The organism is Streptomyces sp. NPDC051738, from assembly GCF_044453205.1.
Taxonomy (GTDB): Bacteria; Actinomycetota; Actinomycetes; order Streptomycetales; family Streptomycetaceae; genus Streptomyces.
This window is the reverse complement of sequence record NZ_JBITCM010000008.1, coordinates 1-15,904: the sequence shown is the minus strand read 5'-3', so window position 1 is coordinate 15,904 and position 15,904 is coordinate 1. Positions and strand designations below refer to the sequence as shown.

The following is a 15,904-nucleotide window of genomic DNA, read 5'->3' as shown; positions in this document are numbered from 1 at the left end:
GCGGCGGAACGGGGAACGATGATCGACGCGTACGAGGATCCGGGGACACCCGACTGTCGTGGCGGATGGCGGTATCTGTGGTGGCTGGTCATGCGTCAGCGCACGCGGTCCATCATGGGGGCGCTGATCTCCAGCGTATGGATGGTGCTGCTGGCGGCGACCCCGTACCTGATGTCCCGTGCCGTCGACGACGGGCTGGCGGCCGGTGACTACGGCGCGTTGGCGGGGTGGACGGGTGCGCTGTTCGCGGTGGGGGCGTTCAACGCCTGGCTGAGCATCATGCGGCACCGCACGATGACGCGGGTGCGGATGGACAGCAACTTCCGCACGGTCAAGGTGCTGATCGGGCACGCGGTACGCCTGGGCGCCACGCTGCCGCGCCGGATCGGGGCGGGGGAGGTCGTCACGATCGGCGTGGGCGACGTCCAGACCATCAGCCAGTCCCTGACCGTCGTCGGCCCGGGCGTCGGCGCCGTCGTCGCCTATCTGGTGGTCGCCGGTCTGCTCGTGTCGGTGTCGGTGCCGATCGCGGTCGTGGTGCTGCTCGGAATGCCGCTGGTCGGTGTGCTCGTCGGTCCGCTGCTGGGTCGGTTGCAGGGTACGGAGACGGAGTACCGCGAGCGGCAGGGCGTCCTGACCGCACGGATCGCCGACCTCGCGGGCGGCCTGCGCGTCCTCAACGGCCTCGGCGGCAAGGGCCTGGTCGCCGACGCCTTCCACCGCGACTCGCAGCGGCTGCGGGCGCAGGGGTACCGGGTCGGGGCGGTGACCAGCTGGGTGCAGGCACTCGGCGTGGGGCTGCCCACGCTGTTCCTGGCCGTGGTGACCTGGCTGGCGGCACGGCTGGCCGCCCAGGGGGCCATCACCGTGGGCGAGTTGGTGTCGGTGTACGGCTATGTCGCGGTGCTGGTGGGGCCGGTGGCGTTCTTCATCGAGTGCGGTTACCAGGTCAGCCGTGGGGTGGTGGCGGCGCGGCGGGTCGTACGGTTCCTGCGGCTGGAGCCGATGGCGGACACCGGCACCCGGGACGCGCCGGCCGAACCGGCGGTGCTGCACGACCCCGAGTCCGGGGTGCGGGTGCCGCCCGGCCGGCTCACCGCACTGGCCGCCGCGCTGCCGGCCGACGCCACGACCGTCGTCGACCGCCTCGGCCGCTACGTCCCGTCGGCGGCGACCTGGGGCGAAGTACCCCTGAACGAGATCGCGCTACCACAGCTCCGGGCGCGCATCCTGGTCGCCGACCACGAGGCCGACCTGTTCGCGGGCACCCTGCGCGACCTGGTGGCCGGACACACGGACCGAGACGACTCAGCGATCACTCAGGCGGTGCACACGGCGGTCGCCGAGGACATCGTCCGCGGCCTCCCCGACGCCCTCGACACCCCGATCGACGCCCAGGGCCGCAACCTCTCCGGCGGCCAACGCCAACGCGTCCGCCTGACCCGCGCCCTCCTGGCGGACCCGGAGGTGCTCTTGGCTGTGGAGCCCACGTCGGCCCTGGACGCCCACACGGAGGCAAGGGTCGCAGAACGCCTGCACACGACGAGACACGGCCGTACGACGCTGGTGACGACGACGTCCCCGTTGGTCCTGGACCAGGCCGACACGGTCCACTACCTGGTCGACGGCAAGGTGGCAGCAACAGGCACCCACCGAGAACTGCTGAACGGAGAGCCGGGATACAGAGCCCTGGTGGCCCGGGACGAAGACGCCGAGGAGCTAGCCAGGTGACGAAAGCCAAACCCCCCTCAGGGGCGCGGGGAACTGCGCGACAAGCCACAAAGCCCCCGCACCCGGCGAACAACCCCAAGTCCCGAGCTCATAGCCGCACAACCCTCCCCATAGCCGAGCCCAAAGACGTACGCCAAGCCACCACCCGCCTGATCCGAGCCGACGCCCGCGCCTTCACAGCCGTACTCGCCCTGAACTCCCTCGCAGCGATCGCCGGCTTGGCCAGCCCCTGGCTGGTAGGCCGCATCATCGACGAAGTCAGACGCGGCGCAGACGTAACGACCGTCGACAAACTCGCCCTCACCATCCTGATAGCGGCCACAGCCCAGCTGTTGCTGGCCCGCTGGGCCCGCTACGTAGGCCACCGCTTCGGCGAACGCACCCTCGCCCGCGTCCGCGAGGAGTTCGTGAACCGCACGCTCGCCCTGCCCGCGTCGGTCGTGGAACGCGCCGGCACCGGAGACCTGACGGCGCGCGGCACCGCCGACGTGGCCACCGTCGGCACCACCCTGCGCGACGCCGGGCCCGAGCTGCTCATCAACTCCGTCCAGGTCCTGTTCCTGCTGGGCGCGGTCTTCGTGCTCGACCCCCTGCTCGGTGCCTGCGGCCTGCTCGGCCTGGCCGGCCTCTGGCCGGTGCTGCGCTGGTATCTGCGCCGCGCCCGCACCGGCTACCTCGCCGAGGGCGCGGCCACCTCGGACGTCGCGGAGATCCTCGCGGCGACGGCGTCCGGCGCCCGCACGGTGGAGGCGCTGCGGCTGCAGCGGCGGCGGGTGACAGCGAGCCGGGACGCGCTGGAGGAGTCCCGCCGGACCCGGCTGCACACCCTCTTCCTGCGCTCGGTGTTCTTCCCGTCGGTCGAGATCGCCTATCTCGTCCCCGTGGCGACGGTCCTGCTCGTCGGCGGCGCGCTGCACGCGCAGGGCACGATCAGCCTGGGCACGGTGGTCGCGGCGGCGCTGTATCAGCAGCAGATGGTCGGTCCGCTCGACGAGATCCTGATGCGCGTCGAGCAACTGCAGAGCAGCGGCGCCTCGTTCGCCCGTGTGGAGGGCCTGGCCCGGGCCCCGCAGGCGACGGACGCCGACTCCCCCACCCCCGCGGACGACCGGATCGACGTGACCGGCGTGCGCTACGCGTACGACCGCGGCGGCGAGGTCCTCGGCGGTGTCGACCTGACCGTGCGGCCGGGGGAACGACTGGCCGTGGTCGGCCCGTCCGGCGCCGGGAAGACCACCCTGAGCAGGCTGCTGGCGGGTGTGGACGCCCCGACCGCCGGCTCGGTGACGGTCGGCGGTGTCCCGGTCGTCGCGCTCGGCCCGGAGGAACTGCGCCGCCAGGTCGTCCTGGTCACCCAGGAGCACCACGTCTTCCTGGGCACGGTCCGCGACAACCTCCGGATCGCCGAACCGTCCGCCACGGACGAGGAGCTGTGGGCCGCGCTGACCGCGGTCGGCGCCGACGGCTGGGTACGGCGGCTGCCCGACGGTCTCGACACGGCGCTGGGCGACGGGGGCTGCCGTACGGACGGCTCGCAGGCCCAGCAGCTCGCCCTCGCCCGGGTCGTCCTGGCCGACCCGCACACCCTGATCCTCGACGAGGCGACGGCGCTGCTCGACCCGACGACCGCCCGCCACACCGAGCGCGCCCTGGCCGCCGTACTGGAGGGCCGTACGGTCATCGCCATCGCCCACCGCCTGCACACCGCGCACGACGCCGACCGCGTGGCCGTGATGGAGAACGGCCTCCTCACCGAGCTGGGCACCCACGACGAGCTGGTCGCGGCGGACGGGGCGTACGCGGCGCTGTGGCGGTCGTGGCACGGGGAGCGGCCTGCCTAGGCCCCCTGTTCCTAGGGCCTGTCCGCCGGACCGGCCCCGGTCCGGAACGGCGTGGGCCTGATCAGGCGATCTATGCTCGGTTCCAGCACTGTCCGCTTCTCCTGGGGAAGTCCGTTGAACTTCTGGTCGATCTACCAGCACGGCTTCGCGCGCGTCGCCGCGTGCACCGGCCACACCGTCATCGCCGACCCGCACGCCAACGCCGAAACGGTCCTGCGGCAGGCGCGCGCGTGTGCGCAGGAGGGCGTGGCCGTCGCCGTCTTCCCCGAGCTGGGTCTGACCGGCTACTCCATCGAGGACCTGCTGCTCCAGGACACGGTGCTCGACGAGGTCGAGGAGGCGCTCCGGGCGGTGGTGGCCGGGTCGGCGGACCTGCTTCCGGTGCTGGTCGTCGGCGCCCCGCTGCGGCACCGCCACCGGATCTACAACTGCGCGGTGATCGTGCACCGGGGCCGGATCCTGGGCGTGTCCCCGAAGTCGTACCCGCCGAACTACCGGGAGTTCTACGAGCGGCGCCAGATCGCGTCCGGCGAGGACGAGCGCGGTGGGACGATCCGTGTCGGCGGCGAGGAGGTGCCGTTCGGCGTCGACCTGCTCTTCGAGGCGGCGGACGTCCCCGGACTGGTGCTGCACGCGGAGATCTGCGAGGACATGTGGGTGCCGGTGCCCCCGAGCGCGGAGGCGGCGCTGGCCGGCGCGACCGTGCTCGCCAACCTCTCGGGCAGCCCGATCACGGTCGGCCGGGCCGAGGACCGTCGGCTGCTGTGCCGGGCGGCGTCCTCGCGCTGTCTGGCGGCGTACGTCTACTCGGCGGCCGGTCTGGGGGAGTCGACGACCGACCTGTCCTGGGACGGGCAGACCATGATCTACGAGAACGGCGCCCTGCTCGCCGAGTCGGACCGCTTCCCGCTCGACGACCAGTACTCGGTGGCCGACGTCGACCTCGACCTGCTGCGGCAGGAGCGGGCCCGGATGGGCACGTTCGACGACAACCGGCGCGCGCATGCCGGGCGCACCGGGGACTTCCGGAGAGTCAGGTTCGAGCTCGACCCACCGGTCACCGACCTCGGCCTCAAGCGCCGGGTCGAGCGGTTCCCGTTCGTGCCGGCCGACGCCGAGCGCCTCGCCCTGGACTGCTACGAGGCGTACAACATCCAGGTCGCGGGCCTCCAGCAGCGGCTTGCCTCGATCGGCGGCCCGAAGGTGGTCATCGGGGTGTCCGGCGGTCTGGACTCCACGCACGCCCTGATCGTCGCCGCCCGTGCGATGGACCGCGCCGGGCGCCCGCGCAGCGACATCCTGGCCTTCACCCTGCCCGGCTTCGCCACCAGCGACCACACCAAGGACAACGCCCACAAGCTGATGAACTCGCTCGGCGTGACGGCGGCCGAGCTGGACATCACGCCGACCGCGCGGCTGATGCTCAAGGAGATGGGCCACCCGTTCGCGTCCGGCGAGCCGGTGTACGACGTCACCTTCGAGAACGTGCAGGCGGGCCTGCGCACCGACTACCTGTTCCGCCTGGCCAACCAGCGCGGCGGCATCGTGCTCGGCACCGGTGACCTGTCGGAGCTGGCGCTCGGCTGGTCCACGTACGGCGTGGGCGACCAGATGAGCCACTACAACGTCAACGGCGGGGTGCCGAAGACGCTGATCCAGCATCTGATCCGCTGGGTCATCGGCAGCGAGCAGTTCGACAAGGAGACCGGCCGGACGCTGGCCGCGATCCTCGACACGGAGATCAGCCCGGAGCTGGTGCCGGGCGAGGAGATGCAGTCGACCGAGTCCAAGATCGGGCCGTACGCGCTGCACGACTTCACGCTCTTCCACGTCCTGCGGTACGGCTTCCGGCCGTCGAAGATCGCCTTCCTGGCCTGGCACGCCTGGCACGACGAGCACGCGGGCGCCTGGCCGCCGGGCTTCCCCGAGGCCAAGCGGGTCGCGTACGACCTGGCGGAGATCCGGCGCTGGCTGGAGGTCTTCTGCCGCCGCTTCTTCGCGTTCGCACAGTTCAAGCGCTCGGCGATGCCGAACGGCCCGAAGGTCTCGGCGGGCGGCTCGCTCTCCCCGCGCGGCGACTGGCGAGCGCCGTCCGACGGCACGGCCCATGCCTGGCTGCGGGATCTCGCGCGCTTCGACGAGTGAGTTGTCTGGTCCGTTTATCGAACGTGAACTCCCGGACAACGAACGATTTCCGGCCAACTTCATGACGCGGTCCTGACAGAAACCGCAGTCACCTGCCACTCTTCCCACGGCCGCGTCACAGCAACCCCACAACACCGTCACATGACGGTGCCCGCGGCTGAACTCCCGCACGCGCACGCCAAGTTCCCGCACGCGCACGTCGTTCTGCGTACCACCCGTGTCGCCCGGACGGCCCACCCGCCGGCCCGGTCTCCCCTGGCCGCGTGATCCGCGGCCGCGCAGAAGGAGTCAGTGTTGAGAGACAGTTCCTCCCACAGACGCACCCCCCACGCCACGCGCCGTCACACCACGCACCGCCGGGCCGCCGCCGTGGCCCTCGTCGGCGTCTCCGCCCTGATCGCCGCGGCCGTCCAGTCGGGCGCCGCCACCGCAGCCCCGGCGAAGGCACCGTCGGCCGCGGGCAAGGTCATCCCGGGCGCCGAGTCCGTCAAGCTGTCCCCCGCCCAGCGCGCCGCGCTGATACGCGAGGCCGACGCCACGAAGGCGGACACCGCGAAGGACCTGAGCCTCGGCGCCAAGGAGAAGCTGGTCGTCCGTGACGTCCTCAAGGACGGCGACGGCACGGTCCACACCCGCTACGAGCGGACCTACGACGGTCTGCCCGTCCTCGGCGGCGACCTGGTCGTCGAGACCACGAAGGCCGGTGCGACCGAGGCCGTCGTCAAGGCGACCCGCGCCGCCATCAAGCCGGCGACGACGAAGGCCGCCGTGTCCACCGCCAAGGCCGAGAAGCAGGCGCTGGCCGCCGCGAAGGCGGAGAAGGCCAAGAGCCCGGACGTCAACAAGGCGCCGCGCAAGGTGATCTGGGCCGCGAACGGCAAGCCGACCGTGGCGTACGAGACGGTCGTCGGCGGCTTCCAGCACGACGGCACCCCGCAGGAACTGCACGTCATCACGGACGCCACCACCGGCGAGAAGCTGTACGAGTGGGAGGCGATCGAGACCGGCACCGGCAACACGGTGTACAGCGGTACGGTCACCCTCGGCACCACGCAGTCCGGGTCGACGTACAACCTCACCGACGGCGCGCGCGGCAGCCACAAGACGTACAACCTCAACCGCGGCACCTCCGGCACCGGCACCCTCTTCTCCGGCTCGGACGACGTGTGGGGCAACGGCAGCCCGTCCAACCTGGAGTCCGCGGGCGCCGACGCGCACTACGGTGCCGCGCTGACGTGGGACTACTACAAGAACGTGCACGGGCGTTCGGGTATCCGCGGCGACGGCGTCGGCGCCTACTCCCGGGTCCACTACGGCAACAACTACGTCAACGCGTTCTGGTCCGACAGCTGCTTCTGCATGACGTACGGCGACGGCTCGGGCAACGCCAACCCGCTGACGTCGATCGACGTGGCCGCGCACGAGATGACCCACGGGCTCACCTCCAACACCGCGGGCCTCAACTACTCGGGCGAGTCCGGCGGTCTGAACGAGGCCACCTCCGACATCTTCGGCTCGACCGTCGAGTTCTTCGCGAACAACTCCTCCGACGTCGGTGACTACCTCATCGGCGAGGAGATCAACATCAACGGCGACGGCACCCCGCTGCGCTACATGGACAAGCCGAGCCAGGACGGCTCCTCGAAGGACGCCTGGTACTCGGGCATCGGCTCGATCGACGTGCACTACTCGTCGGGCCCCGCGAACCACTTCTTCTACCTGCTGAGCGAGGGCAGCGGCACCAAGACCATCAACGGTGTCACCTACAACTCGCCCACCTCGGACGGCCTTCCGGTCACCGGCATCGGCCGGGACAAGGCTGAGAAGATCTGGTTCCGCGCGCTGACCACCAAGTTCACGTCCACCACCAACTACGCGGGCGCCCGCACCGGCACCCTCGCGGCGGCGGGTGAGCTGTACGGCACCACGAGCCCCGAGTACAAGGCGGTGCAGGACGCCTGGGCGGGTGTCAACGTGGGCACGCGCCCCGACGGGGGCGGCGGTGGCGGTACGTCCTTCGAGAGCGGAACGGACGTGTCGATTCCGGACAACGGGGCCGCGGTGACGTCCCCGGTCACGGTCACCGGCCGGACCGGCAACGCGCCGTCCAACCTCTCGGTCGCCGTGGACATCGTCCATACCTACGTCGGTGACCTCAAGGTGGACCTGCTCGCCCCCGACGGCACGGCGTACACGCTGAAGGCGTACGGCACCGGCGGCAGTTCGGACAACCTCAACACCACGTACACGGTGAACGCCTCCTCCGAGGTCGCCAACGGCGTCTGGCAGCTGCGGGTCCAGGACAACGCGGCCGTCGACACCGGCTACATCAACAGCTGGAAGCTCACCTTCCCGTAGGCCCGTTGACGGTCCGACCAGGACAGGGCGCCGTCTCGGTGGGTTCAACTCCCGCCGGGACGGCGCCCGTTTACATTTCTGAAACGTTTACCGGACAGTCAAATTTTGGCCAACATCACGGCCCACTCCTGACATGTACGCGTCTCTGATGTCACGCTTCCCTCACCCGCCGCACCAGCACCAACGCTTTTCCCCCCACAAAGGAGCTCGTGTGACCCCCCTCTACGCGCGTCGCAAGCGCACCACTCTGGCCGTCGCCACCGCCGTGGCGGCCGGAGCCCTGCTCACCACCGGCCTGGCCGCCGGCAGTTCCGCCGCCGAGGTCCAGGCGCAGAGCGGCAGAAAGGCCGCCCCGCTCGCCGTCCCGGTCGCACTGGCCCCCGCCGCGCGCAGCGCCCTCATCAAGGACCAGCAGGCCGAGGCGGCCGAGACCGCCGACGCGATAAGCCTCGGCGCCCAGGAGAAGCTGGTCGTCAAGGACGTCGTGAAGGACGCCGACGGCACCGTCCACACCCGCTACGAGCGCACCTACGCGGGCCTGCCCGTCCTCGGCGGCGACCTCGTCGTCCACGAGTCGGCGTCCGGCGCGAACAAGGGCGTCACCAAGGCGACGAAGGCCACCATCAAGGTCGCCTCGCTCAAGCCCGCCATCACCGCGGCCAAGGCCGAGACCCAGGCCGTGAAGCTGGCCAAGGCGGCCGGCTCGGAGAAGACCGAGGCGGACGACGCGCCCCGCAAGGTGGTCTGGGCCGCGAACGGCAAGCCGACCCTCGCCTACGAGACGATCGTCGGCGGCCTCCAGGAGGACGGCACCCCGAACGAGCTGCACGTCATCACCGACGCGGCCACCGGCAAGAAGCTCTACGAGTACCAGGGCATCGAGAACGGCACCGGCAAGAGCGGCTACTCGGGCACGGTCACCCTCGGCACGTCCCTGTCGGGCTCGACGTACCAGCTGAACGACACCTCGCGCGGCAGCCACAAGACGTACAACCTGGCCCGTCGCACCTCCGGCACCGGCACCCTGTTCACGGACGCCGACGACACGTGGGGCACCGGCACCTTCGGCAGCTCCTCCACCGACCAGACGGCCGCCGTCGACGCCGCCTACGGCGCCCAGGAGACCTGGGACTTCTACAAGGACTCCTTCGGCCGCAGCGGCATCAAGAACGACGGCAAGGCGGCGTACTCCCGCGTCCACTACGGCAACGCCTACGTCAACGCCTTCTGGGACGACAGCTGCTTCTGCATGACGTACGGCGACGGCGAGGGCAACGTCAAGCCGCTCACCTCGCTGGACGTGGCCGGCCACGAGATGACCCACGGCGTCACGTCGAACACGGCGGGCCTGAACTACTCGGGCGAGTCGGGCGGCCTGAACGAGGCCACGTCCGACATCTTCGGCACGGCGGTCGAGTTCTACGCCAACAACTCCTCCGACGTCGGTGACTACCTCATCGGCGAGGAGATCGACATCAACGGCGACGGCAGCCCGCTGCGCTACATGGACAAGCCGAGCCAGGACGGCAACTCGGCCGACTACTGGTCGTCGAGCCTGGGCGGCCTGGACGTGCACTACTCCTCGGGCCCGGCGAACCACTTCTTCTACATCCTCTCCGAGGGCAGCGGTTCGAAGACGATCAACGGGGTGAGCTACAACTCCCCGACGTCCAACGGCTCGACGGTCACCGGCATCGGCCGCGCCAAGGCCGCCCAGATCTGGTACAAGGCGCTGACCGAGTACATGACGTCGACGACGAACTACAAGGCCGCCCGTACGGCGACCCTGAGCGCGGCGTCCGCCCTGTACGGCGGCACCTCCAGCACCGAGTACAAGGCGGTGGCGGCCGCGTGGTCGGCGGTCAACGTCAGCTGACCACAGGCCTGTTGAGGCAGGACTGACCCAGAACTGACCGCGGCGGCACCCGGGACGAAGGCATCCCCGGGTGCCGCCGTACGCTTGGGACCCATGTCTTTGGGGCCTTTCACGTACGACGACGTAGGCGCGACCCGGGAGACCGGCTTCTGCCCGCCCGGCTTCCACCCCCTGCATGTGCGCAGCCGCATCGGCGAGGGCGAGGAGGTCTTCCGCAGAGCCGCGGAAGCGGTCATGACCTGGGAGATGCACCGCGCGATGGGCGTCGGCATCGACGCCGCGTCCGACCGCGCGGCCCCCGACGTCGACGTCACGGTCACGCTCGCCGGCGTCATAAAGGCGCCGTGCCGGGTGGTGTGGACGGTGGAGGAGTACCGCCGGATCGGCTGGGCGTACGGCACGCTTTCCGGCCATCCGGAGTGCGGCGAGGAGGTGTTCATGGTGGAGCGCACGGGGGACGGCACGGTGTGGCTGACCGTGCGGGCCTTCAGCCGGGGGGCGAAGTGGTACGCGCGGGCGGGGGGACCGGCGACACGCGGACTGCAGCATGCGTACGCGCGGCGGTGCGGGGCGGTACTGCGGCGGCTGTGCGCGCCGGTCGAGGAGTTCTGAGCGGGAGATACCGCGCCGTCCCGAACAGTTCATGCGGGCGCTCGGCCGGGACGTCCCGACCGAGCGCCAGGCAGCGGGTCACCGCATCAGCACACCCGCCGCCTCCCCCATCTCCTCCGAAGGCACCGCCACGAGCCCCAACTCCGCGCTCGACGCGAGCAGCCGATGCGCCGGCAGAATCCGCACCGTGTACCCGTACGGCCCCGTCCGGTCCAGGGCGAGCGGCCCCTCGTACAGCCACCGTCCCTCCGCGTCCGGGCTCCCCACCGTCTTCAACGGCACCGTCGACGCGTCCGCGATGCGGTCCTCCGGGTCGACGCGGCCCGAGACCGCCTGGACCTCCACGTCGTCCGGCCCCAGGTCACCCAGGCCCACCCGCACCCGGAGGGCGAGCGTCGAGCCGAGTTCGGCGGTGGGTGTCGCCGCCGACGTCTCGACGTGGTCGACCGTGACGCCGTGCCAGGCCGAGCGCACCCGCGCCTTCCATCCCGCCAGCTCACGCGCCGCGTCCGGCGTCATCGCGCGGTGCGCGTGCGCGGCCGGGGTGTAGAGGCGCTCCACGTATTCGCGGACCATCCTGCCCGCCAGGACCTTCGGCCCGAGCAGCGTCAAGGTCTGGCGGACCATCTCGATCCAGCGGTCCGGCAGGCCGGCCTGGCCGCGTTCGTAGAAGCGGGGCGTCACCCGCTGCTCCAGCAGGTCGTACAGCGCCGCCGCCTCTATGTCGTCGCGGTGGTCCGGGTCGGTGCCGGTGCCGTCCGCGGTGGGGATCGACCAGCCGAAGTCGGGCTGGAACCACTCGTCCCACCAGCCGTCCAGGACGGAGAGGTTGAGACAGCCGTTGAGCGCGGCCTTCATGCCGGAGGTGCCGCAGGCCTCCAGCGGGCGCAGGGGGTTGTTGAGCCAGATGTCGCAGCCCGGGTAGAGCTTCTGGGCCATCGCCATGCCGTAGTCGGGGAGGAACACGATCCGGTGGCGTACGCGCGGGTCGTCCGCGAACCTGACCAGTTCCTGGACCAGGCGTTTTCCACCGTCGTCCGCCGGGTGCGCCTTGCCCGCCACCACGATCTGCAGGGGCCGCTCCGGGTGCAGGAGGAGGTCCATCAGGCGGTCGGGGTCGCGGAGCATCAGCGTGAGGCGTTTGTACGACGGGACGCGGCGCGCGAATCCGATCGTCAGGACGTCCGGGTCGAGGACGCCGTCGATCCAGCCCAACTCGGCCGTCCCGGCGCCGCGTTGCCGCCAGGAGGTGCGCAGCCGCTGCCGTACCTCCATCACCAGCTGCTCGCGCAGGTTCCGGCGCAGCTCCCAGATGTCCTGGTCGGGGATCTCCCCGACCGCGTCCCAGCGGTCCGAGCCGCCCACGGTCAGCGCGTCCTCGGCGCGCCGGTCGCCGATCTGGCGGGCGCCCAGGCGGAAGACCTCGGGGGCGACCCAGGTCGGGGCGTGGACACCGTTGGTGACGGAGGTGATCGGCACCTCGTCGGGGTCGAATCCCGGCCACAGACCCGAGAACATCTCGCGGCTGACGTTGCCGTGCAGGAGGGAGACGCCGTTGGCGCGTTGGCCCAGGCGCAGGCCCATCACGGCCATGTTGAAGAGGTTCGGTTCGCCGCCGGGGTAGGTCTCCATGCCGAGCTGGAGGATGTGCTCGACATCGATGCCGGGGAGTTCGGCGTCGGGGCCGAAGTGGCGGGCGACCAGCTCGCGGTCGAAGCGGTCGATGCCGGCCGGCACGGGGGTGTGGGTGGTGAAGACCGTGCCGGCCCGGACGGCCTCCAGCGCGGAGCCGAAGTCCAGCCCCTCCGCGGCCAGTTCGGCGATGCGCTCCAGGCCGAGGAAGCCGGCATGCCCCTCGTTGGTGTGGAAGACCTCGGGGTCCGGATGGCCGGTCAGCCGACAGTACGTCCGGACCGCCCGCACCCCTCCTATGCCCAGCAGCATCTCCTGCAGCAGCCGGTGCTCGCTGCCGCCGCCGTAGAGCCGGTCGGTCACGCCGCGTTCGCCGAGGTCGTTCTCCTCGACGTCCGAGTCGAGCATCAGCAGCGGCACCCGGCCGACCTGGGCGAGCCAGACGCGGGCGTGCAGCGACTTGCCGCCGGGCAGGGCGAGGGAGACCTGGGCGGGGGTGTCGTCGGGCTCCTTCAGGAGCGTCAGCGGCAGCTCGTTGGGGTCCAGGACCGGGTAGTGCTCCTGCTGCCAGCCGTCCCGGGACAGGCTCTGCCGGAAGTAGCCGTGCCGGTACAGCAGCCCGACACCGATGAGCGGGACACCGAGGTCGCTGGCCGCCTTGAGGTGGTCGCCGGCCAGGATGCCGAGGCCGCCGGAGTACTGGGGCAGGGCGGCCGTGATGCCGAACTCGGGTGAGAAGTAGGCGATGGCGGAGGGGAGTTCGGCGGACTGCCCCTGGTACCAGCGCTCGCCGCTGACGTAGTCGCCCAGGTCACCGGCGACCGCGGTCAGCCGGCGCAGGAACGGACGGTCCTCGGCGAGCTCGGCGAGCCGCCCGGGCGGGACGCTGCCCAGCAGCCGTACGGGGTCCTGGCCCGAGGCGGCCCAGCGCTCGGGGTCGACGGACTGGAAGAGATCGCGGGTCTCCGCGTGCCAGGACCAGCGCAGATTGCGCGCGAGGTCGCTCAGGGGCCGGAGGGGTTCGGGGAGGACAGGACGGACGGTGAATCGACGGATCGCCTTCACGGTTCCACCTCGGGCAGCGCGTGGCAGGGGGCCCACGGCGGTGTGGGTCCCGTCATCGCCACCGACGGTATCGGTATGCGGGGCTTCGTAACCACGGTGCGTTTTTGTGGCGGTCAGGCGCAGGGAACGGAGCGGAGACGTCCGAAAAACGCCGCAACCTTTACACATCCCCCATAGCCGATATGGCCGATTCCGCCCCCGTAGGCATCCTTGTGGCGACTTCTCACCTCACGAGAGGGTGACATCGGCGCACCGGTCCACGCCGGGTGCACCCGGCGATCCCGGGCCGCCGTGCGCCGAGTTGAGGAGGGGAACTCACACCATGGCACGGACGCGCATACGGCGTCTGCGCGGGGCGTGTGGCCTGACCGCGGTGATCTGCGTCGCCGCGCTTTCGGCCACCAGCATGCCCGCGCACGCCGCACCGGAGGGGCAGATACTCGGCGCCGGAGAACCCGGCGCCGTCAGTGGCAGTTACGTGGTGACACTCAAGGGGGAAACGAAGGCTCCGTCGACGGCCGGAAAGAGCCTCGCCGAGAAGTACGGGGCGAAAATAAGCCACACCTACGGCACGGTCCTCAACGGCTACGCCATCCGGACCGACGAGAGACAGGCCAAGCGGCTCGCGGCGGACTCAAGGGTCGCCTCGGTCGTCCAGGACACCCGCGTGACCCTGGACCACAACCAGAAGAACCCGCCGTCCTGGGGACTCGACCGCATCGATCAGGCCAACCTTCCGCTGGACAACAGCTACACCTGGCCGGAGTCCGCGGGCTCCGGGGTGACGGTCTATGTGATCGACACCGGCATCCGTATCTCGCACAAGGACTTCGGCGGCCGGGCGAGCCACGGCTGGGACTTCGTCGGCGACGACAAGACCGCGGGCGACGGCAACGGCCACGGCACCCATGTCGCCGGCACCATCGCGGGCGGCAAGTACGGCGTCGCCAAGAACGCCAAGGTCGTCTCCGTACGGGTCCTCGACAACGCCGGCGCCGGCACCACCGCCGATGTCATCGCGGGCATCGACTGGGTGACCAGGCACGCCAAGAAGCCGGCGGTCGCCAACGTCAGCCTCGGCGGCTACCGCAACACCCAGCTGGACGCCGCCGTACGCAACTCCATCGCGTCCGGCGTCACCTACACGGTCGCGGCGGGCAACGACGGGTTGCCGGCGGGGCTCTACTCCCCCGCGGCGGTGAAGGAGGCCATCACGGTCGGCGCCACCGACAAGAAGGACGCGCGGGCGAGCTTCTCCAACTTCGGCTCGGCTCTTGACGTGTTCGCCCCGGGCGTCGGGATCACCTCGGCGTCGTACGCGAGCAACACGGGCAAGGCGACCTACTCGGGTACGTCGATGGCGTCGCCGCACGTGGCGGGCGTGGCCGCGCTCTATCTGGCCGACCATCGCAAGGCGTCGCCCGCACAGGTGTCCAAGGCGCTGGTGGCCCAGGCCGTGTCCGGCAAGGTTTCCGGGCGTGGGCTCGGTTCGCCGAACAAACTCCTGCGGGTACCGGGCTCCTAGCCGTCTGTTCACGGCCAAGTCCGGGCGCCGGCCCCGTTCCTGAGGAACGGGGCCGGTCTTGTGTGTAGACATACGCGTGAGTAGTTAACAAAGTGCCGGATTGCCCACCCGAATAGGGTGGGAAGGCTCCAGCGGTACACCCCACCCGTGCGCCCCCGGGCGTACCCCCGGAAACACCCCGCAACTCCACGCAACACCCCCGCAGGACCCACCTCCCCACAGCCATCCGCCCACCCACGTTGACGCGGACAGGAGCGGTCATGCCCGCCATGCACCACCAGTCGTCCTCACCCCCGACGTCCCGCACCGAAGCACCTCCAGCCCCCCGCGCCGTCACCGCCGACACCGGACCGCCCGCCCCGGAGCGACCCTCCGCGCGCGACACGGCCGGCGGCGTCGGGCGCATACCCGTCCTCGACGTCCACCCGATCGTCCAGCACGGGCGCAGGCCCGCGAAGGCGGTGACCGGCGAGACCTTCGAGATCTCGGCGACCGTGTTCCGCGAGGGCCACGACGCCGTCGCCGCCAACGTCGTCCTGACCGACCCCGACGGCCGCCCGGGCCCCTGGACGCCGATGCGCGAACTGGCCCCCGGCACCGACCGCTGGGGTGCCACCGTCACCGCCGGCGAGCCCGGCGACTGGACCTACCGGGTCGAGGCCTGGGGCGATCCGGTCGCCACCTGGCGGCATCACGCCCAGATCAAGATCCCGGCCGGGATGGACACGGACCTCGTGGTGGAGGAGGGCGCGCGGCTGTACGAGCGTGCGGCGGCCGGAGTGCCCGAGGGTCAGGGACGGCAGGTGGTCCTCGCCGCCGCCGAGGCGCTGCGGGACGAGAGCCGCCCGGCCGCCTGGCGGTTGGCCGCCGCGTCGACGCCCGAGGTGGATGCGGTGTTGGGGCGGTACCCGCTGCGGGACCTGGTCACCGCGTCGGCCCCGCTGCCCCTGCTGGTCGAGCGCGAGCGGGCCCTGTTCGGCTCCTGGTACGAGTTCTTCCCCCGCTCCGAAGGCACCCCCGAGCGCCCCCACGGCACCTTCACCACCGCCGCCCGCCGCCTGCCCGCGATCGCCGCGATGGGCTTCGACGTCGTCTACCTCCCGCCGATCCACCCCATCG

General features: G+C 71.1%; 9 protein-coding genes. 8 read left to right on the top strand and 1 reads right to left on the bottom strand.

The window, feature by feature from the left end; genetic code table 11:
- The first annotated feature begins 18 nt into the window (after nucleotides 1-18).
- From ACIA8X_RS19870 to ACIA8X_RS19845, 6 genes are all read left to right on the top strand, one after another.
- The gene (locus ACIA8X_RS19870; protein ID WP_393451063.1) at nucleotides 19-1,731 is read left to right on the top strand and encodes an ABC transporter ATP-binding protein; all 1,713 of its coding nucleotides are present in this window, start codon (nucleotides 19-21) and stop codon (nucleotides 1,729-1,731) included.
- Nucleotides 1,732-1,841: 110 nt separating this feature from the next.
- The gene (locus ACIA8X_RS19865; protein WP_393451123.1) at nucleotides 1,842-3,572 is read left to right on the top strand and encodes an ABC transporter ATP-binding protein; all 1,731 of its coding nucleotides are present in this window, start codon (nucleotides 1,842-1,844) and stop codon (nucleotides 3,570-3,572) included.
- Nucleotides 3,573-3,686: 114 nt separating this feature from the next.
- Nucleotides 3,687-5,717, top strand: coding sequence for an NAD(+) synthase (locus tag ACIA8X_RS19860; protein WP_393451066.1), 2,031 nt, complete (start codon nucleotides 3,687-3,689; stop codon nucleotides 5,715-5,717).
- Nucleotides 5,718-6,011: 294 nt separating this feature from the next.
- Nucleotides 6,012-8,075, top strand: a complete 2,064-nt coding sequence (locus ACIA8X_RS19855; RefSeq protein ID WP_393451069.1) for a M4 family metallopeptidase — start codon at nucleotides 6,012-6,014, stop codon at nucleotides 8,073-8,075.
- 211 nt (nucleotides 8,076-8,286) lie between these two features.
- Nucleotides 8,287-9,951, top strand: a complete 1,665-nt coding sequence (locus tag ACIA8X_RS19850; protein WP_393451072.1) for a M4 family metallopeptidase — start codon at nucleotides 8,287-8,289, stop codon at nucleotides 9,949-9,951.
- Between the two features lie 93 nt (nucleotides 9,952-10,044).
- Entirely contained in the window at nucleotides 10,045-10,563 is a 519-nt protein-coding gene (locus ACIA8X_RS19845; RefSeq protein ID WP_393451075.1) for a DUF1990 family protein, read from the top strand.
- A gap of 78 nt (nucleotides 10,564-10,641) precedes the next feature.
- Here ACIA8X_RS19845 and ACIA8X_RS19840 read toward each other — a convergent pair whose 3' ends face one another.
- The gene (locus tag ACIA8X_RS19840) at nucleotides 10,642-13,260 is read right to left on the bottom strand and encodes a glycosyltransferase family 1 protein (RefSeq protein WP_399458776.1); all 2,619 of its coding nucleotides are present in this window, start codon (nucleotides 13,258-13,260) and stop codon (nucleotides 10,642-10,644) included.
- Between the two features lie 322 nt (nucleotides 13,261-13,582).
- Between ACIA8X_RS19840 and ACIA8X_RS19835 the strand changes: the two genes are divergently transcribed.
- A complete protein-coding gene (locus ACIA8X_RS19835) occupies nucleotides 13,583-14,785 on the top strand; it encodes a S8 family peptidase (protein ID WP_399458775.1) in 1,203 nt (400 codons plus the stop codon).
- A gap of 260 nt (nucleotides 14,786-15,045) precedes the next feature.
- The coding region (locus ACIA8X_RS19830; RefSeq protein ID WP_399458774.1) for a maltotransferase domain-containing protein at nucleotides 15,046-15,904 on the top strand (859 nt) is incomplete at its 3' end.